Origin of the sequence: Pseudomonas pudica (assembly GCF_015680405.1) — a bacterium.
Lineage (GTDB): Bacteria > Pseudomonadota > Gammaproteobacteria > Pseudomonadales > Pseudomonadaceae > Aquipseudomonas > Aquipseudomonas pudica.
Map to the genome: position 1 here is coordinate 1 of NZ_JADLJS010000010.1, position 26,331 is coordinate 26,331.

Annotated in this window: 22 protein-coding genes; 6 read left to right on the plus strand and 16 right to left on the minus strand. The window is 63.1% G+C overall.

Going from position 1 to position 26,331, the window contains the following annotated elements; translation table 11 throughout:
- Positions 1–215: 215 nt before the first annotated feature.
- On the plus strand, positions 216–1,010 hold the full coding sequence (locus IRZ77_RS09930) for an SDR family NAD(P)-dependent oxidoreductase (RefSeq protein WP_046617103.1): 795 nt from the start codon (positions 216–218) through the stop codon (positions 1,008–1,010).
- 130 nt (positions 1,011–1,140) lie between these two features.
- Here the strand turns inward: IRZ77_RS09930 and IRZ77_RS09935 are convergent, their stop codons facing one another.
- From IRZ77_RS09935 to yaaA, 15 genes are all read right to left on the minus strand, one after another.
- The gene (locus tag IRZ77_RS09935; RefSeq protein WP_108480646.1) at positions 1,141–1,953 is read right to left on the minus strand and encodes an SDR family oxidoreductase; all 813 of its coding nucleotides are present in this window, start codon (positions 1,951–1,953) and stop codon (positions 1,141–1,143) included.
- 158 nt (positions 1,954–2,111) lie between these two features.
- Positions 2,112–2,576 (minus strand): multidrug transporter, encoded by a 465-nt coding sequence (locus IRZ77_RS09940; protein WP_085601224.1) that lies wholly within the window; start codon positions 2,574–2,576, stop codon positions 2,112–2,114.
- A 99-nt stretch (positions 2,577–2,675) separates the two neighbouring features.
- A complete protein-coding gene (locus tag IRZ77_RS09945) occupies positions 2,676–4,130 on the minus strand; it encodes a mannose-1-phosphate guanylyltransferase/mannose-6-phosphate isomerase (RefSeq protein WP_046617045.1) in 1,455 nt (484 codons plus the stop codon).
- Between the two features lie 35 nt (positions 4,131–4,165).
- Positions 4,166–4,813 (minus strand): alginate O-acetyltransferase AlgF, encoded by a 648-nt coding sequence (locus IRZ77_RS09950; RefSeq protein WP_046617046.1) that lies wholly within the window; start codon positions 4,811–4,813, stop codon positions 4,166–4,168.
- A gap of 16 nt (positions 4,814–4,829) precedes the next feature.
- Complete coding sequence (locus IRZ77_RS09955; RefSeq protein ID WP_046617047.1) at positions 4,830–5,987, minus strand: alginate O-acetyltransferase; 1,158 nt, start codon at positions 5,985–5,987, stop codon at positions 4,830–4,832.
- A 10-nt stretch (positions 5,988–5,997) separates the two neighbouring features.
- On the minus strand, positions 5,998–7,455 hold the full coding sequence (locus IRZ77_RS09960) for an MBOAT family O-acyltransferase (RefSeq protein ID WP_046617048.1): 1,458 nt from the start codon (positions 7,453–7,455) through the stop codon (positions 5,998–6,000).
- A 136-nt stretch (positions 7,456–7,591) separates the two neighbouring features.
- Positions 7,592–8,695, minus strand: coding sequence for a mannuronate-specific alginate lyase (locus tag IRZ77_RS09965; protein WP_046617049.1), 1,104 nt, complete (start codon positions 8,693–8,695; stop codon positions 7,592–7,594).
- Positions 8,696–8,702: 7 nt separating this feature from the next.
- On the minus strand, positions 8,703–10,145 hold the full coding sequence (locus IRZ77_RS09970) for an alginate O-acetyltransferase (RefSeq protein WP_046617050.1): 1,443 nt from the start codon (positions 10,143–10,145) through the stop codon (positions 8,703–8,705).
- A 13-nt stretch (positions 10,146–10,158) separates the two neighbouring features.
- Positions 10,159–11,718, minus strand: a complete 1,560-nt coding sequence (gene algG / locus IRZ77_RS09975; protein ID WP_085601193.1) for a mannuronan 5-epimerase AlgG — start codon at positions 11,716–11,718, stop codon at positions 10,159–10,161.
- A gap of 22 nt (positions 11,719–11,740) precedes the next feature.
- The gene (locus IRZ77_RS09980; RefSeq protein ID WP_046617052.1) at positions 11,741–13,219 is read right to left on the minus strand and encodes an alginate export family protein; all 1,479 of its coding nucleotides are present in this window, start codon (positions 13,217–13,219) and stop codon (positions 11,741–11,743) included.
- On the minus strand, positions 13,216–14,643 hold the full coding sequence (gene algK / locus IRZ77_RS09985) for an alginate biosynthesis TPR repeat lipoprotein AlgK (RefSeq protein ID WP_046617053.1): 1,428 nt from the start codon (positions 14,641–14,643) through the stop codon (positions 13,216–13,218). The genes IRZ77_RS09980 and algK overlap by 4 nt, the downstream gene beginning before the upstream one ends.
- A 12-nt stretch (positions 14,644–14,655) precedes the next feature.
- A complete protein-coding gene (locus tag IRZ77_RS09990; RefSeq protein ID WP_046617054.1) occupies positions 14,656–15,822 on the minus strand; it encodes an alginate biosynthesis protein Alg44 in 1,167 nt (388 codons plus the stop codon).
- Positions 15,823–15,858: 36 nt separating this feature from the next.
- Entirely contained in the window at positions 15,859–17,340 is a 1,482-nt protein-coding gene (locus IRZ77_RS09995; protein WP_046617055.1) for a glycosyltransferase family 2 protein, read from the minus strand.
- 74 nt (positions 17,341–17,414) lie between these two features.
- Positions 17,415–18,731: a nucleotide sugar dehydrogenase gene (locus IRZ77_RS10000; protein WP_003257136.1), complete on the minus strand. Its 1,317-nt coding sequence runs from the start codon at positions 18,729–18,731 to the stop codon at positions 17,415–17,417.
- An 867-nt stretch (positions 18,732–19,598) separates the two neighbouring features.
- Positions 19,599–20,378, minus strand: coding sequence for a peroxide stress protein YaaA (yaaA, locus tag IRZ77_RS10005; RefSeq protein WP_085601194.1), 780 nt, complete (start codon positions 20,376–20,378; stop codon positions 19,599–19,601).
- 137 nt (positions 20,379–20,515) lie between these two features.
- Between yaaA and IRZ77_RS10010 the strand changes: the two genes are divergently transcribed.
- The 5 genes from IRZ77_RS10010 (at position 20,516) to moaE (ending at position 24,706) form a co-directional block, all read left to right on the plus strand.
- Entirely contained in the window at positions 20,516–21,646 is a 1,131-nt protein-coding gene (locus IRZ77_RS10010) for a polysaccharide deacetylase family protein (protein ID WP_196173457.1), read from the plus strand.
- Positions 21,647–22,011: 365 nt separating this feature from the next.
- On the plus strand, positions 22,012–23,406 hold the full coding sequence (locus IRZ77_RS10015) for a PhoH family protein (RefSeq protein WP_046617058.1): 1,395 nt from the start codon (positions 22,012–22,014) through the stop codon (positions 23,404–23,406).
- Positions 23,407–23,541: 135 nt separating this feature from the next.
- A complete protein-coding gene (moaC, locus tag IRZ77_RS10020) occupies positions 23,542–24,012 on the plus strand; it encodes a cyclic pyranopterin monophosphate synthase MoaC (RefSeq protein WP_108480648.1) in 471 nt (156 codons plus the stop codon).
- Positions 24,012–24,257, plus strand: a complete 246-nt coding sequence (moaD, locus tag IRZ77_RS10025) for a molybdopterin converting factor subunit 1 (RefSeq protein ID WP_003251777.1) — start codon at positions 24,012–24,014, stop codon at positions 24,255–24,257. Before moaC ends, moaD begins: the two co-directional genes overlap by 1 nt.
- 2 nt (positions 24,258–24,259) lie before the next feature.
- Positions 24,260–24,706, plus strand: a complete 447-nt coding sequence (moaE, locus tag IRZ77_RS10030; protein WP_046617059.1) for a molybdopterin synthase catalytic subunit MoaE — start codon at positions 24,260–24,262, stop codon at positions 24,704–24,706.
- 137 nt (positions 24,707–24,843) lie between these two features.
- On the opposite strand, the gene rhlB is transcribed toward moaE, so the two are convergent.
- Positions 24,844–26,307 (minus strand): ATP-dependent RNA helicase RhlB, encoded by a 1,464-nt coding sequence (gene rhlB / locus IRZ77_RS10035; RefSeq protein ID WP_046616496.1) that lies wholly within the window; start codon positions 26,305–26,307, stop codon positions 24,844–24,846.
- Positions 26,308–26,331 lie beyond the last annotated feature (24 nt).

The window sequence follows — 26,331 nt, forward strand, 5'->3', positions numbered from 1 at the left end:
ACATCGGCGGGGGGGGGGGGGGGGCTGGGTTTTGTTGCGCGCCCTGCTAATAACCAAAAACCCGGGGGCCGGGGTGGGGCCCCATCGCCGGCAAGCCAGCTCCCACAGGTACAGCGCTGGCCCCAGGCACAGTGCAATTCCTGTGGGAGCTGGCTTGCCGGCGATGGGCTGCAAAGCAGCCCCCTGCGATTCCCCAGACAGATGAGGAGGCACAGATGCACATTTCCCTGAACGGCAAGCGCGCCATCGTCAGCGGCTCCACCGCGGGCATCGGCCTGGCCATCGCCATCGGCCTGGCCGAAGCGGGGGCCGAGGTGGTCCTCAACGGACGCACCCAGGCCCGGGTCGACGAAGCTCTCAAAGTTGTGCGCGAACGCCTGCCGCAGGCGCGCATCATCGGCATCGCTGCCGACCTGGGCACCCAGGCTGGTGCGCAGCAGCTTTTCGACCAGGTGCCGCACACCGACATACTGGTCAACAACCTGGGCATCTTCGAGCCCAAGCCGTTTTTCGAGATCGAGGATGAGGACTGGCAGCGTTTCTTCGACGTCAATGTGCTCAGCGCCGTTCGCCTGTCGCGTCACTATGCCCAGGGCATGGCCGAGCGCAAATGGGGGCGGGTGGTGTTCCTGTCCAGTGAGTCGGCGCTGCAGATTCCGACCGAGATGATTCATTACGGCATGACCAAGACTGCGTTGCTGGCGGTGTCGCGCGGGTTGGCCGAGACGCTGGCTGGTACCGGGGTGACGGTGAATTCGGTGCTGCCGGGGCCCACACGCTCGGAGGGGGTGGGTGATTTCTTTGCCAAGCTGGCCGAGGAGCAGGGGGTGTCGACTGAAGAACTGGAGGCCAACTTCCTGGCTGAGCACCGGCCGACCTCGCTGATCAAGCGGCTGGCGACGGTGGAGGAGGTGGCGAACATGGTGGTGTACCTGGCGTCGATGCAGGCCAGTGCTACCACCGGGGCTGCCTTGCGGGTGGATGGCGGGGTGCTGCGTTCCATTGCCTGATCTGTTTTGCCTGTACCGGCCTCTTCGCGGGTAAACCCGCTCCCACAGGGATCGCACAGGACTCAAATTCTGTGGGGTACCTGTGGGAGCGGGTTTACCCGCGAAGAGGCCAGCACAGGCTACCCATCAATCAGAGCGGGCGCAGTAGGCCAAACCGCTTGCGTAGCGCCCAGTCCAGCACCCGCCGTGGCAGTAACCGGGCCATCAACGGCAAAGCCGTACTGCCGTTCCCCAACCGTACCATCGCCGGCACCGGCGACTTCCCGACCGCCGCCAGCACGCCCTGGGCAAACACTGCCGCCGAGGTGGGCTTGTCCTGCGAAGCCCGTGCCCGTGCCTGCACGTGCTCGCGCAGCGGCCACCACGCCGAGTCCGCCGCCAGCACCTGCTCGGCCTGACGCTGGGCATTGCTGGCGAACTGCGAGGCAATCGCCCCAGGCTGCACTTCCATCACCCGCACCCCAAACGGCGCCAATTCCAGGCGCAATGCATCGCTCAGTGCATGCACGGCTGCTTTCGAGGCGCAGTAGGCGCCGGCAAACGGCGTGACCAGCACGCCTGATACGCTGCCGATGTTCACCACCAGGCCCCGTGAGCGGCGTAGCTGTGGGAACAATGCGCGAGTAACGCCGACCACGGCGAATACGTTGGTTTCGAACTGCTGGCGCAAGGCATCCACACCGCCATCGAGCAGCGGGCCCATGGCGCCGTAGCCGGCGTTGTTGATCAAGATATCGAGGTTTACCAGTTCCTCGGCCAGGCGGGCCAGCGCTTCGCTGTCGTTCACATCAAGTTGCCGGGCGGTGAAGCCGGCGGCGTTCAGTTGCTCGACATCCTCAGGTTTGCGGGCGGTGGCCCAGACGTGGTGGCCGGCATCGCGGAAGGCGTCGGCCAGGGCGCGGCCGATGCCGCTGGAACAACCGGTGATCAGGACGGTGGGCATGGTTGGGGCCTGTTGTCAGGGGAAGTTGGTGTTGCCTGTGCCGGGGCCGTGTGGGGGGCGGCCCGGGCGGGGGGGGGCGTGTGGCCGGGGTAGGTGGGGGTTGCGGGGCGGGGCCTTTGCGGGGCCACGCCCCGTAATGGCCCGGCACAGGCGATACATTAGTTGGCAAACGCACCTTGCAGGTGCTCTGCACGAAACTCCAAGGTCTGCGGCCGGTACCCAGAGCGCAGTGGCGGCAGTGGCAGGCAGTCTTTCCACTCGGCCCCCGGCTGTAGTTCACCCGGCCCACGGTAGCGCGGGGCGTTGTAGGTGTTCTCCGCCAGGTTCACGGTATCGCCCGGCGCATACGCGGCCACCCGCCAGCGCAGCTCGGTCAGCGGCACGTCGTTGCCGTTCTTCATGCGTACCTGCAGGGCGCGGTCGGCGGGGCAGTGTTCGGGGGCGTAGGCCAGGCGCAGGTCCAGGCGGGCCAGTTGCGAGGTTTCGCGGGTGTCCTGCCAGATGACGAACAAGGCCACCAGGCCCAGGCCACAAACGGCGGCCAGCGAGATCGGCAGGGCCTTGGCCGGGTAGCGCAACAGCAGCACCAGCCAGGTGAGAATGAGGAAGGCACCGATGATCATGGGGCAGGCAGACCTTGGTTGCGCGGGGTCTGACCATCGTAGCCCGAAATGGGAAGTGGCTCAAAAAAGCGGGGCCGCAAAGCGGCCCCAGGGGTTGCATTACTGCGCGATGGTCTTCACCGAAACACCCCGTTCGATCGGCGTGGAGGTACGCCCGTAAACATCTTCGAAGCGCTCGATGTCATCCTCGCCCAGGTAGCTGCCGGACTGCACTTCGATGATCTCCAGCGGGATCTTGCCCGGGTTGCGCAGGCGGTGCACCGAGGCGATCGGGATGTAGGTGGACTGGTTCTCGGTCAGCAGGAACACGTTCTCGTCACAGGTCACCTCGGCGGTACCGGACACCACGATCCAGTGCTCGGCGCGGTGGTGGTGCATCTGCAGCGACAGGCTGGCGCCCGGCTTGACGGTGATGTGCTTGACCTGGAAGCGGCCGCCCATGTCCACCGAGTCGTACGAGCCCCACGGGCGATACACTTCCAGGTGGTTCTGGGTTTCGCTGCGGCCCTGCTCGTCGAGGGTCTTGACCATCTGCTTGACGCCCTGGACCTTGTCCTTGTGGGCAATCATCATGGCGTCCTTGGTCTCGACCACCACGATGTTCTCCAGGCCGATCACCGACACCAGCTTGCCGTTACCGTGGATCATGCAGTTGTGGCTGTCCTGCACCACCACGTCGCCCTTGGTGACGTTGCCGTTGTCGTCCTTCTCGTGCACTTCCCACAGCGACGACCAGCAGCCCACGTCGCTCCAGCCTGCCGACATCGGCACCACGCAGGCGCGCTGGGTCTTTTCCATCACCGCGTAGTCGATGGAGTTGTCCGGGCAGCAGGCGAAGGTGGCTTCGTCGATGCTCAGCACATCACCGTCTTCCTGGCTGCGCTCCAGGGCCAGCACGCAGGTGTCGTAGATGTCGCCGTCGTGTTTTTTCAGCTCTTCGAGGAAGCGGCTGGCACGGAACAGGAACATGCCGCTGTTCCAGAAGTAACCGCCGGCCTGGACGAACTCGGCGGCGCGTTTTTCATCGGGCTTCTCGACGAACTGCGCCACGCGCGCCACGCCTTCTGGCAGCAGGGCGTCCTGGCTGGAACGGATGTAGCCGTAGCCGGTTTCCGGCTTGGTTGCCGGCACGCCGAACAGCACCATCTCGCCACGCTCGGCGGCCACGGTGGCCAGGGCCAGGGCGCGTTGCAGGGCCTTCTGGTCCTCGATCACGTGGTCAGCGGGCAGCACCAGCATCAGCTCGTCGCGGCCTTCGTTGATCAGTTTCATGGCAGCCATGGCCACGGCCGGCGCGGTATTGCGGCCGAACGGTTCCATCAGGATGCCTTGGGTTTCCAGCTTCAGCGCGGCCAATTGCTCTTGCACGATGAACTTGTGGTCCTTGTTGCAGACCACGATCGGGGTGTCCATGCCTTCGAACACCAGGCGCTCGAGGGTTTGCTGGAACAGCGTGTGTTCACTGGTCAGGGCCAGGAACTGCTTGGGGAACTGCTTGCGCGACAGAGGCCACAGACGGGAACCGCTACCACCAGAAAGAATTACCGGGATCATCATGTTTCTCCAATAGTCGTTGAGAGGCAGGGGAATCAGTTGCTAGCCACGGGGCGAGTTACCCACACCGGCGACAAGGCGTTGCCGGAACCCGTTACGTACAGCACTGCGGCTTCGCCGCGCTCCAGGGCGACGGGTTTGACGTCACCCACTTTCTTGTCTCCTTGGTACAGCGCCAGGTTGACCTTGACCGGGTTGATTTCGCGTTCGCCACGGCCGTTGGCGGCAACGGGCTTGACCACTTCGGTCTTGCCGTCGGCGGTCTTCAGGGTCAGTTGCTGGTCACTGAGGTTCTGCACACGAACCAAGGCTTTCTGCTTGTTCTTGAACGGCGGCTCTTCGATCAGCTGCGGGTTGCCGCTGGCGCTGTTGACCAGGGTGTAGTACTTGTCCGCAGCCAGCTTGACCGGCACGCTCTTGCCGCCGACCTGGGCGGTGTAGTCACCCCCTGGCAGGAAGCTGAAGTCGCTGCTGCCCTGGGCGCCAACCTGCTTGATCTGGGTGTTGCCGACCGAGGCTGCAGCCGGTGCGCTGGAAGCGTTGTACAGGCGCACGAAGGTCGAGCCTTTTGGTGCGCTCGGGCCGTACAGCGCGGCGTCGGCACCGGCGAAGGCCTGCATAGAGGCCAGGGACAGGCCGGCCGCGAGGGTGAGGGCTTTGGCAATGGAAGTCTTGGTAGTCATATGTATGTTCCTCTGATTAGTGGTTAGTCCGGGTGGACGACAAAGCCAGGTTTTCTTCGGATTTACGGGTGTTCTTCAGCTGGGCGATCCACTGCGGATCGAAGCTGCTGAGGTCGTTCTTCATTGGCAGATAACGTTCGGGGAATTCCCACACCACCACCTGGGGTGCGGCGTTCTTGAAGGCATCGCTTTGCAGGTACTTGAGCATCGGCAGCAGCGGGCCATGGCCGTCTTCGGCGTAGTTGGCCACGTCGCTGCGCAGGGCCTGCTGCAGCGCGCCGAGGAAGTTCCAGTGCGGGTTGGCGCTGTAGCTGGTGCCCACCAGGGCAACCGGGATCTGCTTGTCGGCGAACAGTGCGTCACCGGCTTCACCTTCGGCCTCGACAGGGCGAGTGGTGCGTTGCTGCAGGTTGTCCGGGGCCGGCAGCAGGTTGCTGAACAGCGGGTCCAGTGGCAGGAAGTTGGTCAGGTCACCCTTGTATGGCGCGGTGCTGCCGGCTTCGGTGATGAACGCCTGCGGGTCGCCGTTGAGCAGGCTCTGGCGGCTGACCGCCTCGGCCACGGCCTGCGCCGCCACTTCGGCACCCATTGGCGTCCAGTGGGTGTCGGTGCGCAGGAACACTTGGCCGCGGGCCTTGGCCTGTTCCATGGGTGCCATCAGGTCCGGAGCGAACACGTTGGCCTGGCGCACCTGGGCATGGAACTGGTTGTACAGGTCGTCATGCAGGCTGGTCGGCAGTTCCTTGCCCAGGTACTCGGCGTACACCCGCGCCTTGGCCGGCACGATCGCCAGCACCAGCTGGCTGCCGTGCTGCTGCAGGGTGTCGCGCACGCCACGGATCAACGCCAGGTTTTCCTGCATCAGCTGCTCGGCACCGGCGGTGGGCTTGAACTCCTCGTCACTGAACAGCCACTGGTCGCGGCCCAGCACCACGCCGGGGCGGCCTTCGTTGAACAGCTTGAAGTCCATCGCCGCCCACAGGTTGGTGCCCAGGCGCTTGATCGGGAACTGCTCGTCGTAATGGGTCTCGGCGGCCTTGGCCAGCTTGCCGTTGAGCAGGGTCATCTGCTCGGTACGCTGGAAGCTTTGCAGGCCACCGGTGGACCAGACGCCCATGCCCACCAGCAGGCCGAGGAACGACAGCGAATAGGTAATGCGTAATGTCCGGGTCATGTCATCAACCTCAGAACTGGAAGTAAAGGAACGGCGAGTAGCTCTGCGCCGAAAGCTTGAGGATCGAGGCCACGAACAGCAGCAGCACCAGGGCGCGGGTCATCACCCGGGTCCAGTCCAGGCCGATCGAACCGTCGCTGTTGACCTCCACCGGGGTGGCCTTGGGCGTTGGCCTGGCGTTGCGGTAGAAGTCGCGCAGGCCGAAGAACGCAAGGGTGATGTAGGCGACAACCAAGGTGGCTACCTGCAGGCCGGTGAGCTGGGCACGGTTGAGTTCCGACAGCTGCCATTCACCGAAGCTGAACATGGCGCCATACATGCGGCCGGCCACTTCCAGGTTCTCGGCACGGAAGATCACCCAGCCGACCACCACCAGCAGGAAGGTGAATGCCCACTTCACCGGGTTGAAACGCTGGGGGTTGGTGTCGATGCCCAGCGCGCGCTCGATGGCCAGCCACATGCCGTGCCAGGCGCCCCAGATGATGTAGGTGAAGTTGGCGCCATGCCACAGGCCGCCCAGCAGCATGGTCAGGAACAGGTTGCGGTAGGTGTTGAAGGTGCCTTTGCGGTTACCGCCCAGGGTGATGTACAGGTAGTCGCGCAGCCAGGTCGACAGGCTGATGTGCCAGCGCCGCCAGAACTCGGTGATCGACTGGCTGATGTACGGCTGCTTGAAGTTCTCCATGAAGCGGAAGCCCATCATCAGGCCCAGGCCGATGGCCATGTCGCTGTAGCCGCTGAAGTCGAAGTACAGCTGCGCGGTGTAGGCCAGGGCGCCGAGCCAGGCATCGCCGGTGGTCGGGTTCTGCAGGGCGAAGCAGTGGTCGGCCACTACCGCCAGGGTATCGGCGATGAACACTTTCTTGATGAAGCCCTGCATGAAGCGGGTGCAGCCTTCGGAGAACTTGTCCAGGGTATGGGTGCGGTTGTTGAACTGGTCGACCAGGTCCTTGAAGCGCAGCACGGGGCCGGCGATCAGGTGCGGGAAGATCGCCACGAACGCCGCGAAGTCGATCAGGTTGCGGGTGGCCGGGGTATCGCCGCGGTACACGTCGATGATGTAGCTGATCGACTCGAAGATGTAGAACGAGATACCGATCGGCAACAGCACGTGGGTGAGGATGAACGGCTCCAGGCCGAACGAAGTTATGATCGCGTTGAGGCTGTCGACACCGAAGTTGGCGTACTTGAAGTAGCCGAGGATCGCCAGGTCGACACCGACGCCGAGCAGCAGCCAGCGCTGCGCGGGCTTGGTACGCACACCGGCAGCGCCGACTTTCAGGCCGATCCAGTAGTTCCACAGGGTGACCCCGGCAAACAGGGCCAGGAAGTCCACCCGCCACCACGCGTAGAAGATGTAGCTGGCGACCAGCAGCAGCAGGTTGCGATAACGTTGCCCGCTCAAGTAGTACAGGCCGAGGAAGATCGGCAAGAACAGGAACAGGAACACGTTGGACGAGAAGACCATCCCGGTTCTCCTTTTTGTTCACAGCATCCGGGGCAAAGCGCCCCCCAAACCCCCCAGCGAAAAACCGGAAGGCAACTTAGGTCCCTGTGGTAGCGGGCAAGCCCGCTGCCACAGGTTCACTCCCAGATGGGAGGTGTCACTTCTTGCTCTTTGCGCTCGGGTCGTAGACCCGTGTCACGTCGCCGCCGAGCCTGAAGCTGTTGAACGGCTGCATGTCGTGCTTGCGCTCCAGGGTGTCACCGACGCAGTGGTACAGCGCGCACCAGGGTTCGAGCCATGAATACTTGCTGTCGATCTTCAGGTCGGTCATGTCCTGCTTCTCGCCGGCGCGTGCCTTGAATTGACTCGGGTCGCGCACACCGGCCAGCACGCCTTCGCCCAGACGCTGAAGGGCGAAGTTGTTCTCGCTGCGCAGGTCGACACCATTGGCCTGGGCGAAGCTGGCGATCATCGCCAGCGGCGGCAGGGCGTAGTTGTGATACGCCAGGGCGCGCTGCTTGCGCTTGATCTCGTTGGGCAGGAAGCCCTGTTCATCCACCTGGTTGGCGCCGACCTTGTATTCCTTCACCGCCCAGTCGAACAGGTCGCGGCGGTCGGTGGCCACGGCGGTAGCCATCACCGACCAGGCCGCCCAGTAACTGTGGTTGTTGATCTTCTCCAGTGGCAGATCGCTCCAGTCGCGCACGGTCTGTTCAGCGAGGCGGGCGAACCACTTCTCGATCAGCTCGGCCTCTTCCCGGTGCGCGGCCAGCGGCTGCGAGTTGGAAAACTTAAGGCGCAGCCAGGACCCGCTCATGCTGCCCAGCGCCCACTTGCGCATGGATTTGCCGGTGTGGTTGTAGTCGGTGGACATCAGCGCATCGGCACGTGCCCAGGAGCCCAGCCAGGTGAGCGCGCAATCCAGCTGGGCCGGGCGGCCGTCACGCATGTACTGGCCGACCATCTTGCTCACGCCCTTCTCGAGGGTGGTGATGCCCTCGGTCGACTTGCGAAAGGCCTTTTCCGAGGCCACGTTGAGCGTCGCCCGAGCCTTGTCCGAACCTTCATACTTGCTGCGGAACTGCAACGCGCCGGTGTACGGCTTTGGCGCCGGCTCGCAATGGAAGTTGCCGTCTCCGGTCTTGAGCTTTTCAATGCCTTCGTAATAACCCTGCGGGGGCACCAGCGCGGCCTGCGCGGCGCCGCCGAACAGGGCCAGGGTGAGCAGGGCAGGGCGGAAGATTCGCTTGAGCATGGTCATGGTCGCCTCACTGGCCGGCCTGCGCGGTCTGCGCGGGCACGGCGAAGTTGTTGCGTTTGCAGAGCTTGGCCTCGACCTTCTGGGTACCGCTTTCCGGCCCCTGCACCTCGAACGCCAGCAGGCTCTGGCTGGCCCAGTCCTCGTCTTCGCGCATCTGGAAGACGAAGCGGCCGTCGGTGTCGGAGGTTTCCGGTTTTTCCAGCTTGATGTCCTCGTGGCGACCGTTGAGGTACCAGAGGGTGGCCTGCAGCACCTTCACCGATGGGTCTTCGAACTTGACGTCCATCTGGATGTTGCGGTTGATCAGGTCTTTGATCACGCCGCCCTTGCCGTTGACCATCAGCTCGTTCTTGCCGGGTTTGAGGGTGGCGCTGGCGCTCATCAGGGCCGGGCGGTCATCGCAGCCGTCGTCGAGCAGACCAAGGATTTGCCGCCAGATGGTTTCCTGGTCCAGGCGATACAGCGGGGAGAATTCCCAGATCAGGATCTTCGGCGGGTTCTTCTGGAATTCCTCGCTGCCCAGGTACTGGATCATCGAGCCTTCCAGGCCGCCGCCGGGGAAGGCGACGTTCAGTACATCGGCACCAATGTACTGTTGCAGGAAGCCCGCGAAGTTGTAGTTCTTGCCACTGTGGCTGGTACCCACCAGGGTGATCTGCGCGTTGCCGGCGTCACCGAACAGGTCGTCACCGCCACTGTCGGAGCCTTTGGGCTCGGTGGCGAACTGGTCCATGTACTGGACGGCGTAGCTGGTACCACAGAGCTGACCGGCGACGTTATGCAAGGTGCCGGTCTTGCCCATGCGCCCGGACTTTTTCGTTTCGAATTCCTTGCGCGGGATGCCTTCGAAGGCCGGCATCTTGTGCACGGTATCGGCCACGATCCTGGCAGCGCGCTCGGCGCCGTAAGGCGTCCAGTGCTGGTCGCCACGGAAGTAGAAGTCCTTGCCCTGGTCGGCAGCGGCCAGCTGTTCGTTGGTCAGCGGCGACAGGTCGGGTACGTTGTAGCCCATGCTGGCAAAGCGCTTGAGCATGGCCTGGTAGTTGCCCAGGGCCTTCTGGTAGTCGAAGGCAGCCTTTTCCGCCGGGTTGAGCATGTTGCGGTTCACCAGGCCACGGGTCGGCTGGTACACCACCACCAGCTCCACGCCGCGCTTCTTGAACGCGTCGTGCACTTGCTGCAGGCGCTTGTAGCCGGCCGGGGTGGTATTGAACTCGGTGCGCAGGTCTTCGCGGGTACGGAACAGCCAGTCGCCCTGGGCCTGCACCAGCGTGGTGAAGTTCTGCTGGTAACGGGTTGTGTAGCGGCTTGGGTCATGCGCTTCAGGGCACAGCTGGCAGCAAGGCTCGGCGCTGAAGGTAGGGGCCTTGACGTCTTCGGCGCGCACGCCCTGGCTGATCGCCAGGAGGGCGGCGGACAGGCCCAGCAGTTTCATCAGATGTGGGGTCATGGTCTGGGCTTCCTTAATCGATCATTTCGGTCTGGCGTTCGACCGGGTCGATCAGCACAGCCTTTTGCTGGCGTACCAGCAGGTCGAGGATTTCGTCCTGGCGTTCGCCCAGAACGCCGTTGAGGCTGATACCGCTGGCCTTGCGCGGGGCGAGCATGGACACCTTGTACAGCTCGACCGACAGCGGCGAGTCGATCGACAGGGGGCCGGAGCCGTTGGCCGACAGTTCGCCACCGACCAGGATCAGCGACACCTTGGTGTCGAACGGGTCGAGGGCGATGTCGCGGTCGGTGTTGGACAGGTCCTTGATGTGGCCGTACACGCCGACCAGACCGTTGGCCATGGCGACGTTTTCGTACAGGCGGATGTTCACGCTGTTGCGCACGCGGATGCCGTGGCGGCGGTTGTTGATCAGCTTGTTGCCCCAGATCAGGTTGTCGCCACTTTCGTACAGCGTGATGCCGTCGGTGTGGTTGCGGTAGATCTCGTTGTAGGCGATCAGGTTGTTGACGCTGTTACGGTCGATCACCACGCCCGAGAGCTTGTTGTCGAAGCTCTTGTTGTTGATGATCCAGCTGTCGTTGACCTCACGCGAAACGATGATGCCGTGCTTCTTCTTGGTGCCGTACACCGTGTTGCCGGCGATGATCAGCCGGTGCGAGCGGTCGTGCGGGTCGATGCCGTAGACGATGTTGTCGCGGTAGGTGCTGTCCTTGACCACGAAGTCCTGGGTCTCGTAGCAGTAGAAGCCGTACCACATGTCGCTGAACTCAGAGCCGATGATCCAACCGGTGGGTTCCGGGCGGCCCATGCGCTTGGCCATGTTCGGCGTGTACTGCGAGATGCTCACGCCGTACGATTTGGACTTGGCGTAGCCGAAGCTGGCCATCTTGGTGTTGACGATGTAGGTCTCGGTACCGCCCCACGACAGCAGGAACGGGCGGAATTCCTTGGGCGAGCGGAAGGTCGCCGGGCCATTTTCCTTTTCCCGCCAGCCGGTCACCTGGGTGTCGGTGACGAACAGCTTGCCGTCGTTGACCAGGAACGAACCGCCTTCCTGGGACAGGCGCAGCTGCTTGACCTTGCCGTCGATCTCGAGGATGCCCTTCTGCCCGACCACGATCGGCAGGCGCGCCAGGTATACACCCGGCTCGACTTCGCTGAGGTACTGCTTGGGTACCTTCTTGCTCAGCTCGACCAGGTCGACATGGCCGTCATCGATGAAGATCGCCTGTGGAATGCCATGCTGGCGCTGGACCCACTCGGCCGCCTTGTTGTCGCCGCCGACGAATTCCTTGAGGGTATCCTCCTGGAACATGCGGCGCAGGCTGACCTTGCCCTTGTGGCGGCGGTCGATTTTCTTCTGCACCGCATCAAAGGTGTAGCCGGTCAGGTCAGGCAGCTTCGGCGGGTCCATGTGCAGCGGCTCGATCGGCGCGCTGGAGACCGTGTAGGTCTTGGCCTGCTGCAGTTCCTTGGCGATCACCTGGGGCTCTGCGGCAGCCACCAGGCCGCTGGCCAGCAGCAAGGCGCTGGCCAACAGGCTGTGACGTAAGTGCGGGTGAAGGTTCATAACGGTAAGTCCTCTACCGGCCTCAGAAGCGCCAGATCACGTCGACGAAGGCGCGGTGCATGTACGAGTCCGCTTCCTTGCCATAGGCATCGCCCGGCTTGAACACGCCAGCACGCAGGCGCACCAGGGCAGATGGCTCGTCGATGGCCTGGCTCATCGAAGCCGGCAGCAGGCCTTGCTTGAAGTACTTGGTCACGACCACGTCCATTTCCTGGCCAAGGTCTTTTTCACCATCGACCAGCGGGCGGTTCACGCCGTTGTCGTTGACCACCGCGTTGATGCCGCTGGAACCGATGTTCTGGTTGCCATCGACACGCCAGAACTTGTGGTAGATGAAGCTGGCGTCGTAGTCGTCGCGCAGCTGCCAGGAGGCGAACAGGGTGGCCGCCTGCAGGTTGCCCAGCTCGCCGCGGAAGGCTTCACCGAAGCGGTGCACGCGCGAACGGGTACCGGTGTAGTTGGAGCGGTTGCTCTCCAGGCCGGTCTGCTCGTAGTTGCTCGAACCGTCGTCGCCACCACCGCCACTGCCACGGGCGTAGGCCGCACCGACCTGCCATTGCGGGTCGAGGCGCAGGCGGATGCCGAGGTCGGTGGCCCAGGCGTTGACATCACCACTCTGCTTGCCGGTGGCCACGGTGTCGTCGCCGACCACCTGGCTGCTGAGGGTGTCGCGGTCACCGGTCAGCCAGGTGACGCTGCCCCAGTAGTTGACGGTGTGGTCGTTGCGCCAGTTGTAGGCGTCGCTGTTGGCTTCCAGGCCCAGCCAGGTGAGGTCGCCGGTGCGGGTCTTGTCCAGCGCATCGACGGTTTCGCCCGGGTTCTTCAGGCTGCCGCCGTCGTGGGTGTGGTGGGCGCGTACACCGACCCAGTGGCCAGGGGTCCACTGCGTGGCGACATTGCCGTAGACGTGCGTACGGTCCTTGTCTTCGGGGGCCAGCTCGGTGAGGTCGGTGCGGTATTCGCTGAAGCGTTGGGCAACGCCCAGGTCGGCCTTGAGCAGGGTGGTGTCGAAGGTCCAGTTCAGCGCCTCGATGTTGGTGTCGCGCCACATGCCATCGTCGCTGCGCAGGCGCTGGCGGCCGAAACGCAGCTGCTCGCCGGGATAGGCGGTGAGGCCGCTGTAGCCGACCCAGAATTCGCGCATGGCCAGGTAGCTCTTGTCCTGCTCACGGCCGTCGGCGGCGGTGTCGGTCGTGGTGCCGTCGTCGTTCTGGCGCAGAGTGTCGGTTTCGATGGTGTCGGTCGCGGTGACGGCTTGGCCCATGGCATAGGCGCTCCAGTTGCCACGCTCGCCATATACCCAAGGGCGCAAGTCGAGACCCAGGCCGTTGACGTCGCCGCCGGAGCGGGTGCCCAGATCACGGTCGTCTTCCGACTGGCCGGTGATCTTCACATCCAGGCCGAAGTTCTTTTCAGCGGTCATTTCCGCCAGGGTCGGGCAGGACCACAGCAGGGCGAAGCTCAGGCCGATGCCGGCTTTCACGAAGGGATTGAGCGTCATAGCGAGTCCTCACCGGTTACTTCTTTTTCATCGTCTTGCAGGGCTTCGATGGCCAGGGTGCTGTTGGCGCCTTGCGCCATGCTGCCGCGTGCCTGCTTCTCTTGTGCCAGCAGTTGCTGGGCCTGGCTGCGCTGGTCAGGCGTAAGTTGCTGGTCGAGCTGCTGCAGCAGTTCAGCGGACTGCGGCGACGGGTTGGCCTGGGCCAGCTGGGCGAATACCCAGGCGTTGCCCGGTTGCGGGCGAATGCCATGGCCTTCGCTGAACAGCTGGGCCAGGGCATAGTCGGCACTGTTCTGCCCACCACGGGCGGCGGCCAGCAGGTTGTCGACGGCCTTTTGTGGCTCGACGTTGCCCAGGTAGCCGCGGCGGTACAGCTGGCCCAGGTAGTAATGGGCGCTGACTTCGCCTGCGTCGGCGGCAGCCTGCAGGTGTTGTTCGGCTTTGGCCGCGTCCGCAGGCACGGTCTTGCCTTCGTAGTACAGGCGGCCAAGCAACAGTTCGGCGCGTGGCTGTTCGGCTTCGCGGCCCTTGTCGATGTAGGCCATCAGCTGGTCGGTATCGCCCAGCTCTGGGAAGTCGTACACCAGTTGCGCCAGGCTGACCCAGGACGCCGGGTTGGCCGGGGCCACCTGTTCGAGCAGGTCCTTGGCGGTTTTCTCGTCGGTCTGGCCAAGGCTGCGGTCAGCCAGTACCCGGGCAACGCTGTCTACCCGGGTGGCCGGTACTGCGCCACGGGCGTAGGCAGCCTTGAGCTGGCCGAGCAGGGCAGCCTGCTGGTCGGCCTGGCCACGCTTCTGGTACACGGTGGCCAGTTCGACGTAGCAGATGTCGGTGCTGTTCAGCGCGGCCTTGCAGATTTTTTCCACTTCGCCCAGATGCTGGTCGTAGGTGCCCTGGGTGCGGTACAGCAGCACCTGGGCCAGGCCCGCTTCCGGGTTGCCGGCGGCGCGCCATTGGTCGATCTGCTGCTGCGCGTTGACCTTGGGGAAGCTCTGCGGGTAGGTCAGGTAGAGCATCGCCAGCGGGATCAGGGTGTTGCTTTCGCCCTGCTTGGCGGCTTGCTTGAGCAGTGTTTCGGCTTCTTCGCGCTCGGCCTGGGTGCTGTCGGGCTTGGCCACCAGCAGGCGGCCGAGGCGCGCCTGGGCACGCGGCGAAATGGCGGCCGCGGCGCGGTAGGTAGCCTCGGCTTCCTTGATTTTCGCCGGATCGCGGGTGGCAACCTTGATGTCGGCCAGGCCCACTTGCGCTTCGCTGTAGCCCAGGTCGGCCAGCGCCTTGTAGTTGCGCTCGGCCAGTGCAGTGTCACCGCGCTTCATGGCTTCGTTGGCCAGGCGCTGGTCGGGCAGGCCCGCACAGCCGGCCAGGGTGATGGCAGCAGCCAGGGCACACAGGCCCAGGCTGGCGCTTTTCTTGTGGGGAATCATGTTGTGATCCTCTTACAGCCCACGGGCCATGGCTTTGTCGATCAGCCAGTTCAGCGATGGGCCACGGTCGCTGTTGACCGAAGCCGGGCGACCGGCGAGTTCGGCGGGCAGGGCGCTGTCAGGTTTGATCTGCACACGGATGTCGGCGGCCAGGTCTTCGCTGTTGAGGCTGGCGCTGCTGACGATCTGGCCGGTGCGTACTTCGTCTTCGCCGGCTACCTGGAAGTTGACCCGGGTGCCTGGCTTGACCTCGTCGAACTGGCGGTAGGTGAAGCGCGCCTCGATCATCGGGTTGGTGGTACGCGGGATCAGCTGGAAGATCGGCTGGCCCTTGGCGGCGTACTGGCCGTTGTCGACCAGCTGGCGGGCAACCACGCAATCACACGGGCTGGTGAGGGTGCCGGACAGCTGCTTGCCGAATAGTTCCTCGATCTTCGCCGGCTCCAGCTGTGCGTCTTCCAGGTTGCCCTTGAGCATGTCCAGCATGCTGGTGGTGAAGCTGGCCAGTGGTGCGCCCTTGGCGATCTGGCCACCGCTTTCGACCAGGCTGTTCACGGTGCCGTCGCGCGGCATGGTGACGTTGGTGGTGGGTACCGCGACCACGCCGGCTTCGGCATGGCTTACGAAGTACATGCCGTACAGCGACTTGGCGATGAAGCCGAAGGCGGCGACACCGACCACGAATACACCGAGGGTGACGGTGACTGCCTTGAGGCGGCCGAAGGCGCTCAGGCCACTGCCGCCATCCTTCTGCTTGCGTGCCTTGGTGAAGTTGTCGCGCTGCAAGGTGCTGAGCACATCGCCAGCAGTGATCAGTTCACCCGAGAGGTGCGAGGTGATGATGTGGCGCAGCGTGGCGATGTCGCGTGGCTCGAGGTTCTGGAACTGCGCGCCGGTACGGCCGCTGTCCGGGTTGTAGGAGCGCACCTGGAACTCGATGTCCATCGACAGGCCGAGGTTGTCGACCGTGAACTGCAGCCGCCCGCGGAGCACGTCGCCAACCGACAGTGGTTGCTTGGTGTGGAAGCTCAGGCCTCCGGCGGAAAGATCGTCGACTTTCACATCGTGGGCTTGGCGCTGAGGGTCGAGGAAGCGCAGCTTGGCGGGGATGCGTACCCGGGCGTGCTGGCGCTGGGCTTCGGACTCATGCACGACGTTGACGTTCACGGCGGTATTCATGTGGTTTGTTCCTGTTAGTTCCGATCCGGGTTGGGCTCACACGACCATGAACAGCACAGCGACGAAGATGCTGGCAGCCGAGAAGGTCATGGTCCGCGAGGACCAGGTGTTGAACCATTGTTGAAAGCTGGCGAGGTCACGCTTGAGGGCAGTGGGCTGACGCGTCCAGGACTGCTTGTCGAGGCGGAAGAACACGTAGATCTTCATCAGCGCGCCGATGATCTGGTTGTAATAGAGAATCAGCGGGTAGGCCGGGCCCACGTTATGGCCGGAGCACAGCAGCATGATGGTGAGGATCAGACGGGTGATGCCGATCCACAGCAGGTACACCAGCAGGAAGCCCATGCCGAACTTGAGGCTGGCGATTACCGCCACGGTCAGGCCCAGCAGGCTGGTCCACATCGACACGCGCTGGTCGAACAGCACGATGCTGGTGAACAGGCCCAGGCGGCGCAGGCCGAGGCCCAGCGCGCGGGAGTTCTGCCGCAGGTTGTTGCCGTACCAGCGGTACATCAGTTTGCGGCTGGCCTTGAAGAAGCTCTTCTCCGGCGGGTGCTCGACCGTGTTGATGGCGGCGTCCGGCACGTAGAAGGTGTCGTAGCCCAGGCGCATCAGGCTGAACCAGCTGGACTTGTCGTCACCGGTGAGGAACTTGAAGCGGCCCAGGCGCCAGTGCATCAGCGAGTCGCTTTCGACGTCGGCGATGAACTCGGGGTTGGTCACCACGCTGGCGCGGAACATCGACATGCGCCCGGTCATGGTCAGCACGCGCTTGGACAGGGCCATCGAGCACATGTTGATGTGGCGCTGGGCGAAGCGCAGCTTGTGCCACTCGCTCATGATGTAGCCGCCACGCACTTCGCAGAACTCGTTGGTGGTCAGGCCGCCGACGTTGGGGAACAGCTTGAACCACGGCACGGTCTTGCGTACCACGCCATCGCCCAGCACGGTGTCGCCGTCGATGACCGCCACCACGGCGTTCTCGTCCGGCAGCATGCGCGAGATGGCACGGAAACCGTAGGCCAGGCCGTCACGCTTGCCGGTACCGGCGATGCGCACGATGTCGAGCTTCACGTGGGCGGGCGGGTTGTATTTGGCCCACAGGCTTTTCACCAGCAGTTCGTCCGACATCTCCACCAGCGAGCAGACCACGGTGGTGGGGAAGCCACAGTTGATCGCCTCGCGAATCACCGAGCTGTACACCTGGGCGGTGGTCAGCGCTTCGATGCGGAAGCTGGTCACCATCAGGTAAACGTGGGACGGGTCGGCGTCCTTCCCCATCTTCTGCACCTTGCGGCGCAGGTACGGGTACACGCCGTAGAGGAAGATCATGCCGCGGATGAAATGGGTGGCGCCCATGGAATAGCGCCAGATGCCGACTGCGCCGACCAGGAAGATGAAGTGCTTCGACTGCGAGTCGAAGATATCGGCTGGCAGGGCCAGGGCGATCAGCATGAGCAGACTCATGTAGAGCAGCCAACCGGCGCACTGCAACAGCACTGTCTGGATCCTTTGCATGTTCAGCATCCGTCGAGAATTCGGGAAAAGGTGGGCAGCGGGGGGGGGGGAGGCCCCCGCTGCCCGGCCAGCACTTACCAGCAGATGCCTTCGGTACGGCTGGTGGCGCAGGTCGGTTTGCTCATGAAGCCGACCAGGTCGATCACGTGCTTGCCGGCCGGCGCTTGCTGGGCCAACGCACGGAACTGCTCGTCACGGTTGCCCAGGACGATGATGTCGGCGTTGTCGATCACCTTCTGGAAGTCGGCGTTGAGCAGCGACGACACGTGCGGGATTTTCGACTCGATGTAGTCCTTGTTGGCGCCGTGGACGCGGGCGTACTGGACGTTCTCGTCGTAGATGTCCAGCTGGTAGCCCTTGCCGATCAGGCGTTCGGCCAGTTCCACCAGCGGGCTTTCACGCAGGTCGTCGGTGCCGGCCTTGAAGCTCAGGCCGAGCAGGGCGACCTTGCGCTTGTCGTGGGCTTCGATCAGTTCGAAGGCGTTCTGCACCTGCGATTCGTTGCTGCGCATCAGCGAGTCGAGCAGCGGTGCGCGTACATCGAGGCTGGCGGCGCGATAGGTGAGGGCGCGCACGTCCTTGGGCAGGCACGAGCCGCCGAAGGCGAAGCCAGGGCGCATGTAGTACTGGGACAGGTTCAGTACTTTGTCCTGGCAGACTACGTCCATCACGTCACGGCCATCCACGCCTACGGCCTTGGCGATGTTGCCGATCTCGTTGGCGAAGGTGACCTTGGTGGCGTGCCACACGTTGCAGGTGTACTTGATCATCTCGGCCACTTCGATCGGCTTGCGGATGATCGGTGCGTCGAGCTCTTCGTACAGGGCCTGCAGGATGTCGCCGCTGGCGCTGTCCAGTTCGCCGATGACGGTCATCGGTGGCTGGTCGTAGTCCTTGATCGCGGTGCTTTCACGCAGGAATTCCGGGTTGACCGCGACGCCGAAGTCGACGCCGGCTTTCTTGCCCGAGCAGTCTTCGAGGATCGGGATCACCACGTTCTTCACGGTGCCCGGCAGCACGGTGCTGCGTACCACGATGGTGTGGCGGCGCTCGCTGTCACGCAGCACGTAGCCGATTTCGCGGCACACCGACTCGATGTACTCGAGGCCCAGGTCGCCGTTCTTCTTGCTTGGGGTACCCACGCAGATCATCGATACGTCGCTGGCACGGATGGCTTCGGCGAAATCGGTAGTACCGCGCAGGCGGCCGTTGGCGATGCCCTGTTGCAGCAGTGCTTCCAGGCCAGGTTCGACGATGGGCGACTTGCCCTGATTGATCAGGTCGATCTTGGTGCTGGACACATCCACACCGATCACTTCATGGCCTCGCGCCGTCAGGCAACCTGCACAGACCGCACCCACATAACCCAAACCAAAGATGCTGATACGCATCGCTATCACCTCATGTGTTTATCACGTCGGCACCTCCGGAGAGAGCCGGACTGGGTTGATTAACAACAGTTTTCGGGCGCACGGATCCATGGCGAAATGCACACTTCGCCGAGCGCAGGCAAAATAAATCCGGAGCGCAAAAAGTTATGCACTCAAATGTGGCAGTAAAAAGCCATTAATTAAAAAACGTGCCCTGGAATGCAGCCGTCTTTATTGCAAGGCGCTACGTGGCGCTTTGCTGTGCTTGTTTTTTCAAGTGGAAAAATCCTTTGAAATCAACCACTAGGACGAATTGAAAGGGACGCGTCTCTCCTGCATGGACAGGCTCTTCGGGGGGTGCCCGTCATACCTGTCGAAGTTGTTGGGCTGGTAGTGGATACCTGCCGTTGTCATCTGTAAGTCATCTCTCACAGCCCGGGGGCAGGAAAATCGTTACGGCACTATGAGCGATTCGTCGTAGCAGAAGTTCCGGGGTGGGTTCGGTGTGGATGAAAGATTTCTAAATATTTTTTCAGTGGCGGACAATTTCAATCTGATAGCACACGGGTGTTTTGCCCCGATATATAAAGGGCGAAACTGTTGCGAGATATTTTTATGCCAGCATCGAAAAATATTTTGAAAAATTCGTCAAAAAAGCTACGAACGGTCTTATGGCGTTTGGCTATAAGTGGCAGAGTGTCGATTTTTTGGCGTCGGATTTGTGGCGTGATGGCGATATGAAGTGCGCCCTGTTGCGGGGCAGGAGAGATGCGTAAATGGCTGCTGGCCTCTTTGCGGCTAAAGCCGCTCCCACAGGTAGTGCACTGGTCTTGCGTTCAGTGAAGTACCTGTGGGAGCGGCTTTAGTCGGGAAGAGGGCGTGACAGGATCACTCGGAAGGATGATCCCGCAGGAACACCAGGTGGTCCGGCTTCGACTGCTCGGCACTGTAGTAGTACCCCTGCACATCGAATTGCTTGAGTTGCTCCGGGTCGCTGATGCGCTGCTGGATGACGAAGCGGCTCATCATCCCTCGCGCCCTCTTGGCGTAGAAGCTGATGATCTTGTACTGGCCGTTCTTCAGGTCCTTGAAGTCGACGTTTATCACCCGGGCCTTCAGCGCGCTGCGTTTCACCGCGCTGAAATACTCGTTGCTGGCCAGGTTCAGCAGCACGTCATCGCCCTGTTCGGCCAGGGCCTGGTTCAGCCATTCGCTGATGCGCGTGCCCCAGAAGGCGTACAGGTCCTTGCCGCGGGCGTTGGCCAGCTTGGTGCCCATTTCAAGGCGGTAGGGTTGCATCAGGTCGAGCGGGCGCAGCAGGCCATACAGGCCCGAAAGCATGCGCAAGTGCTGCTGCGCATAGTTGAAATCGTCATCGCCCAGGCTCTCGGCATCAAGGCCGGTGTACACGTCGCCCTTGAACGCCAGCAGCGCCTGCTTGGCATTGGCCGGGGTGAAGTCCGGGGTCCAGCTGCCGAAGCGCGCTGCATTCAGGCCGGCGAGCTTGTCGGACAGGTGCATCAGTTCGCTGATCTGCGCTGGCGACAGGTCGCGCAGCTGCTGGATCAGTTCCTGGGAGTCGTCCAGGTACTGGGGCAGGGTGAAACGCTCGGTCACCGGCGGGGTGTCGTAGTCGAGGGTCTTGGCGGGTGAAATCACCGTCAGCATCGGGTCGGCTCCTGGCATCGTTGGCCGGGAATTCTACGGGCTGTACGGTGCAAGTCCAAACTATGGCGACGATAGTCACAGACCATGGCCGGTGCAGAGGCTATAGTGCGCGTTTCGCCGTTGCGGAGCCTTCAACCGTGCGTATTGCCTCTGCCTTGCTGGCCGCTCTGCTGAGCCTGGCCGTGCAGGCCGCCCCGTCATCACCCCAGGTGAGCCTGGACCGCAGCCTGTGGCCCGAACAGCTGGACAGCCCGGCGTTGTTCGATGTGGCCTCGCGGGCCGAGATCCTCTCCTTCGCCCAGGTACTTCACGAAAGCGAACTGCTGGACGACGCGGCGCTGGCGGCACGCCTGGGGCTACGGCAAGTCAACCTGCAGAAGGTGCGCCAGGTGCGGGCGCGCATGTGGCAGCGGTTGTGGGAAGGCTATCAACAGGCGCAGCGCAGTTGCGAGCAGGATGCGTCGTTCTGCTATCCGGTGACGTCGATGGCGGAGTTGCGCACGCAAGCGGCGACGTTCGCTGCCGATGTCGGCACTTTCTACACTGGTTGGATCGAGCCTAGCCACCAGTTCCATGTGCGTTACCTGGACGAACAATTGCGCAAGGCGGCGTTGCTGCCGCAGACCAGCAGCGAGGTCGAGCGGCTATCCTCGCGTGAGCGCAATGGGGATGAACTGAACGACCGAATGTTCCTGCTGACCTTCGTCGGCGGGCCAGGGCCGGATGGCGGCAGTACCGACCTGCTGGCGGATTACCTGCGTCGGCAAAAGCTTGAAGGCACGTTCTTCGTGCTCGGCAACCGCCTGCAGCAGCGCCGCGATGCCGGCGCGGCAGATACCTTGCGCAAGCTCTATGCCGGGCAGTGCGTGGGGGTCCAGGGTTGGGAGTACCGCTCCCACGCGCAGTGGACAGGCTGGCAGGACTCGCTGCGACGCAGCCAGGCGCGGGTGCAAGCCGACCTGCCGGAGCAGTATGTGCCATTGTTCCGGCCGCCTTATGGGCAGCGTCGGGCCGATGGCGAGGCGTTCATGGCCAGCCAGCAGTTGCAGGTGTCGTTGTGGGACATCGATGCACAGGATGACGGCGCACTGAGCGCCGAGGCCTCTGCCCAGCGGGTGCTGACCTTGATGCTGCTGTGGCGCAAGGGAGTGATCCAGTTCCATGACAGCCTGCCCAAGGCACAGCCGGCGGTAGAGTGGTTGTTGCGCAATACGGCACAGAGCGGGATTGGTTGGGAAGATTGCCAGGGATATGCCAACCAGGGGTGATAGGGGGCTGCTACGCAGCCCATCGCCGGCAAGCCAGCTCCAACAGGTACCGTGCATGGCCAGCTGGCGATGGCCCCTGCAAGGCCAGCCTGATTTTTGACTGTAGTCCTCACACGCCCCCTCGCCAACCCCTGTTCGTCATTTGGAAAAATAAACTTCACCTGCACGTAAAAAGACTTTTTCTAGTCATCATTTTTGCGGTATGAAGAAACCAGACAGCCGATTCCTGCAGCACAGGTGGCGTCATCCAGGCCCACCTAGCCAGGTTCGCTTCCCGCCCGTAACAACGCGGATACGGGGACAGCGGCAGTCACTCTGCGGCGTAACAGACCACGCCGTGTGGCTTCGACATAAGGTGACCGAGTATGGATGACCAAGGACGCAACCCTTCCTCCAGCAAGCCTATCCTGTATGTGCTCGATACCAACGTCCTGATTCACGACCCCAACGCGTTACTGAACTTCGAGGAGCACCATGTCGCCATCCCGATGACGGTGCTGGAGGAACTCGACAAGCTCAAGACCGGCAAACAGAGCATCGCCGCCGAATGCCGCCAGGCCATTCGCCTTATCGACCAGACCCTTGGTGACTCCTCGCCCAGCGATGTCGAGCAGGGCGTGCCGATTCAGCGTGGCAAGAGTGGGCCCAAGGGCTTCCTGTCCATCCTGATGACTCCGCGCAACGAGCCGAACAAGCTGCTGCCGGAAAACCTCAACGACAACATCATCATCAACCAGTTGCTCGAAGTACGCGCCCGGCGCACCGACCTGGACGTTGTGCTGGTCACCAAAGACATCAACATGCGCCTGAAGGCGCGTGCCTGTGGCATCGCGGCCGAGGACTACAGCACCGATCAGCTGGTCGATGACGTGTCCTTGCTGTCCAAGGGCTACCATTCGGTCACCGGCTCGTTCTGGGACCGGGTGAGCAAGGTCGATACCCGTCAGGAGCGTGGCCGCACCTGGCACCGCGTGCAATTGATCGACAACCTGCCGGCGGTTCACGTCAATGAGTTCATCATCGATGAACAGGGCTTCGTCGGCTGGATCAAGGGTATCCGCAACGATGAGCTGCTATTGCTCGACCTGCACCAGGAGCCGCTGCTGCACCAGGAAGCGTGGGGTCTGAAGCCGCGTGACATCCACCAGAGCCTGGCGCTGTTCGCCCTGCTCGACCCGGATATCCACCTGGTCAACCTGACCGGCGCAGCCGGTTCCGGCAAGACTATCCTGGCCCTGGCTGCGGCGATAGAACAGACCATGGTCAGCAAGCGCTACCGACGCATCATCGCCACCCGCAGCGTGCAGGGGCTGGATCAGGAGATCGGCTTCCTGCCGGGCACCGAGGCCGAGAAGATGGAACCCTGGCTGGGTGCCATCACCGACAACCTCGAAGCCTTGCACATGGATGACGAAAGCACCCATGGCAGCGTCGAGTACATCCTCGAGCGCGTGCCGTTGCAGTTCAAGTCGCTGAACTACATCCGTGGCCGTAGCTTCCAGCAGAGCCTGATCCTGATCGACGAGTGTCAGAACCTGACGCCGCACCAGATGAAAACCATCATCACCCGTGCGGGTTCCGGTTCCAAGGTTGTCTGCCTGGGCAACCTGGCGCAGATCGACACCCCCTACCTGTCCGCGACCAGCTCGGGCCTGACCTACCTGACCGAGCGCTTCAAGGACTTCCCCCATGGCGTGCATATCACCCTGCAGGGCGTGCCACGCTCGGTGCTGGCCGAGTACGCCGAGTCGCATCTGTAACCCTCGGTGCCGGGCGGTTCTCCGCCCGGCCTCTTCGCGGGCGTGCCCGCGAAGAGGCCGGCCCGGTTGACGCACCCTCTGCTCAAACCTGACTCACAGGTTTACACTGCGAATTCCCTTCACAGGAGCAGAGCAGTGCTGACACATCTTGATTCCCAGGGGCGGGCCAACATGGTCGACGTCACTGAAAAGGCCGTGACCGAGCGCGAGGCCACCGCCGAGGCGCGGGTGCGCATGTTGCCGCAGACCTTGCAGATGATCGTCGACGGTGAACACCCCAAGGGCGACGTGTTCGCCGTGGCGCGCATTGCCGGGATCCAGGCGGCGAAGAAGACCAGCGACCTGATCCCGCTGTGCCACCCGCTGATGCTGACCAGCGTCAAGGTCGAGCTCAGCGCCGAAGGGCAGGACGCCGTGCGTATCGTCGCCCGATGCAAGCTGGCCGGGCAGACCGGCGTGGAGATGGAAGCGCTGACCGCCGCCAGCGTGGCTGCGCTGACGATCTATGACATGTGCAAGGCTGTGGATAAAGGCATGGTCATCGAACAGGTGCGCCTGCTGGAAAAACTCGGTGGCAAGAGCGGCCACTACAAGGTGGAAGTGTGATGAAGGTCAAGGTGATGTACTTCGCCCGTTACCGCGAACTGCTGGGCGTGGATGCCGAGCGGGTGGAGGGTGCGTTCAAGGTGCTCGACGATGTGCGCCAGGCCTTGGTGGCCAAGGGCGGGCAGTACGAAGTGCTGGCCGAGCAGAACCTGATGTGTGCGCGCAACGAAGAACTGTGCAAGCTCGATGAACCGCTGGAAGAGGGCGATGAAGTGGCATTCTTCCCGCCGGTGACCGGAGGCTGAACATGGCTGTGCGAGTACAGGAGGGCGCGTTCGATCCGGGGGCCGAGACCAGCGCCATGCACGCGGCGAATGTCGGCGTGGGCGCGGTGGTCGGTTTTGTCGGCTACGTGCGGGATTTCAACGATGGCCGCGAAGTGGCGGGGATGTTCCTCGAGCACTATCCGGGCATGACCGAAAAGGCCTTGGCCAAGATCGTGGTCGAGGCCGAGCAGCGCTGGCCGTTGCTCAAGGTGGAGGTGCTGCACCGCATCGGTGCACTGGAGCCGGGTGAGCCGATCGTGTTCGTAGGTGTGGCCAGTGCCCATCGGCAGGCGGCGTTCGATGCCTGCAACTTCATCATGGACTACCTCAAGACCCGGGCGCCGTTCTGGAAGAAGGAAAATACCCAGGAAGGGGCACGGTGGGTAGAAGGGAAGCAGAGTGACCAGGATGCCGCCGAGCGCTGGTAGATCCTTGTTTGATGGCCGGGGAGGAGCCCCGGTTCGCGGGAGAACCCGCCCACACAGGTACTGCACAGGTTTCGAAAGCTGTGCAGTACCTGTGGGAGCTGGCTTGCCGGCGATTGGGCTGCAAAGCAGCCCCAGCATCAGTGATGCTTGCGCGGCACCGGCTTCAGCAGCTCATCCGGCGGCATTTCACACTTGATCTTGCGCCCCAGCAGCTCTTCGATCGCCGGCAGCTGGTACGAGTCATCCTCACCGGCAAAGCTGATCGACACACCACTGGTGCCTGCACGGCCAGTCCTGCCAATGCGGTGCACGTAGTCGTCCGGGTCTTCCGGCAGGGTGAAGTTGATCACGTGGCTGATGCCATCGATGTGGATGCCACGCCCCGCCACGTCGGTGGCCACCAGCACAGTGATGCGCCCTTCGCGGAAGTTCTCCAGGGTGCGGATACGCTTGTGCTGCGGCACGTCGCCCGACAGCTGCGCGGCATTGATGCCGTCGCGCACGAGTTTTTCCTCGATGCGCCGCACTTCGTCCTTGCGGTTGGCGAATACCATCACCCGTTCCCACTTGTTCTGGGTCACCAGGTTGAACAGCAGCTTGTACTTGTCGCTCCCGGCCACCGCATAGACGTGCTGCTCCACCGTTTCGCTGGCAACGTTCTCCGGCTCGATCTCGACGATGGCCGGGTTCGTGGTCCACTGCTTGGCCAGGTTCATCACATCGTCGGTGAAGGTGGCGGAGAACAGCAGGGTCTGGCGCTCGCTTTTCGGCGGCGTCTGGCGAATGATCTGACGCACCTGGGGGATGAAACCCATGTCGAGCATGCGGTCGGCTTCGTCCAGCACCATCACCTCGACCATGTCCAGGTGCACCTCACCGCGCTGGTTGAAGTCCAGCAGGCGGCCCGGAGTGGCCACCAGGATGTCGCAATGGCGCGCTTCCAGGGCCTTGAGCTGCTTGTCGAAGTCCATGCCGCCGACGAAGCTCATCACGTTCAGGCCGGTGTACTTGGTCAGGGCGATGGCATCCTTGGCGATCTGCACCACCAGCTCGCGGGTGGGCGCGATGATCAGCGCGCGTGGCTCGCCCATGTAGCGTTCCTTCGGCGGCGGCGTCTGCTGCAGCTGGGAAATGATCGAGATCAGGAACGCTGCAGTCTTGCCGGTACCGGTCTGGGCGCGGCCGATGGCGTCCTGGCCACGCAGGGTATAACCCAGCACCTGTGCCTGGATCGGCGTGCAGTACGGAAAGCCCAGGTCGTGGATGGCGTGCATCAGCTCGTTGGATAGCTTGAAGTCGTGGAAGCGGGTCTTGCCTTCCTGCGGCTCGACCACGAAGTCCTCCGGTTTCCACAGGCTGGCCTGTGGCTTGGGCTTGCGCTCGCGACGCGGTTTGTCCTTGGCCGGCTTGTCGGCGGCTGGCGTAATGGTGGCAGGCTGCTCGGCCAGGGGGGCGTGGGTGGCGCGTGAGGCGGCCGGTTTTGCCGCAGGCTGGGCCTCGCTGGCGGGGGCGGGCGCAGGCGGCGTCACGCTGGCAGCAGGAGCGACGGCCTGTGGCGCGGCGTCTCCCTTGCCGAAGATTTTCTTGAGTGCCTTGAGCACGATCGTCTCGTCAACTGGTTAAGG